General features: G+C 71.4%; 2 protein-coding genes. One reads left to right on the top strand and one right to left on the bottom strand.

Features of this window, described 5'->3' with window-relative positions; translation table 11 throughout:
• Positions 1–399 (bottom strand): biotin/lipoate--protein ligase family protein (locus EQG76_RS24615; RefSeq protein WP_235031546.1); only part of this gene is annotated, 399 nt, incomplete at its 3' end.
• A 106-nt stretch (positions 400–505) separates the two neighbouring features.
• On the opposite strand from EQG76_RS24615, the gene EQG76_RS24610 reads away from it, so the two are divergent.
• The coding region (locus EQG76_RS24610) for a 4Fe-4S binding protein (RefSeq protein ID WP_159717243.1) at positions 506–1,518 on the top strand (1,013 nt) is incomplete at its 3' end.

Raw genomic sequence — 1,518 nt, 5'->3', positions numbered from 1 at the left:
GAAGACCAGCCAGTCCGGCACGTCCGCCTCGCCACACTTCTCTGGCCAGCCCAGCCGGCCCCCGCCCAGCCTGGCGCCGTCGAACCGGATCCCGTCCGGCCAGTCGAAGCCGATCGGCTTCTCCGGCGCGCAAGCGGCGGCGATCGCATCGGCCGTGGCGACCATCCCGGCGAAGAACGCCCGCCTGGCCCGCCGGAGCGCTTCGTCCGGCTCCAGCACCACCGCGAGTTCCAGGACGTCCGGCCGCGGCACCCATACCAGCGTGCCCGCCCCGGCATCCGGCGCCAGCCGGCAGGCATGGGCAAAGGCCGCACCCGGTTCGTTCCGCACGACCAGCCGATAGGCGGGCGGCAGGTCGGGCAGCGCCGTCGCGGCGGCCGGTGCGGTGGCGGTGGTCAACGAGGCTTCCCCCGGTCGAGCTGTCCTGTCTTGATCGATTCCAGTTTGCTGCCATTGGTCAGGTACGGGAACTGCCAAGACGCCTTCAGCCGGGAGACGGGCGAGCATGCCGCAAGGCGATAGGACTGTGATCGTATGTTCCTGTGAGGGAACGGTGACGCTGGACGAGGCCGCCCTCGCCCGCGGCTGCGGCGGCAGCATCCAGCGCGCCGATCAGCTCTGCCGCCGCGAGCTCGACCGGTTCCGCTCCGTCCTCTCGGACGGTGGGCCGGTCACCGTTTCCTGCACCCAGGAGGCGCCCCTGTTCGGCGAGGTGGCGGCGGAGCTGGCGGCGGAGGAGCGGGTGGTCTTCGCCAATATCCGCGAACATGCCGGCTGGTCCGCCGAAGCCCGGGATGCCGGGCCGAAGATGGCGGCACTGCTGGCCGCTGCCGCCGAACCGGCACCGCCCGTCCCGTTCGTCCCGTTCGAGAGCAAGGGGGTGACGCTGGTCTATGGCCGAGACGAGCTGGCGATCGAGGCGGCGCACCGCCTGGCCGACCAGCTCGACCTGACGGTGCTCCTGACCGGACCTGGCGAGGTCAGCCCGCTGCGCATCGGCGCGTTCCCGGTGCTGCAGGGGACGATCGTGGGTGCGAAGGGTCACCTCGGCGCCTTTGAGCTGCGCATCGACGACTATGCCGTCCCGGCGCCCTCCTCCCGCGCCAGGCTGGCGTTCGGCATGCCGCGCAACGGCGCCACCTCGCGCTGCGACATCATCCTGGACCTATCCGGCGGCACGCCGCTCTTTCCCGCCCACGAGGTCCGCTACGGCTATGTGCGCGCGGACCCGCGCGACCTCGCAGCCGTCGAGCGGGCGCTGTTCCAGGCCTCGCATCTGGTCGGCGAGTTCGACAAGCCACGCTATGTCGATTTCCAGGCGGACCTCTGCGCCCATTCCCGTTCGCGCATCACCGGCTGCACCCGCTGCCTGGAGGTCTGCCCGACCGGGGCGATCTCGCCCGGTGGCGACCATGTGCTGATCGACCCCCATGTCTGTGCCGGCTGCGGCAGTTGCGCATCGGTCTGTCCGACCGGGGCTGCCACCTATGCCCTGCCGCCCACGGACGTGCTGATGCG

Source organism: Geminicoccus flavidas (assembly GCF_009806515.1).
GTDB lineage: Bacteria > Pseudomonadota > Alphaproteobacteria > Geminicoccales > Geminicoccaceae > Geminicoccus > Geminicoccus flavidus.
The sequence above is the reverse complement of the archived record's forward strand: the minus strand, read 5'-3'. Positions and strand labels throughout refer to the sequence as shown.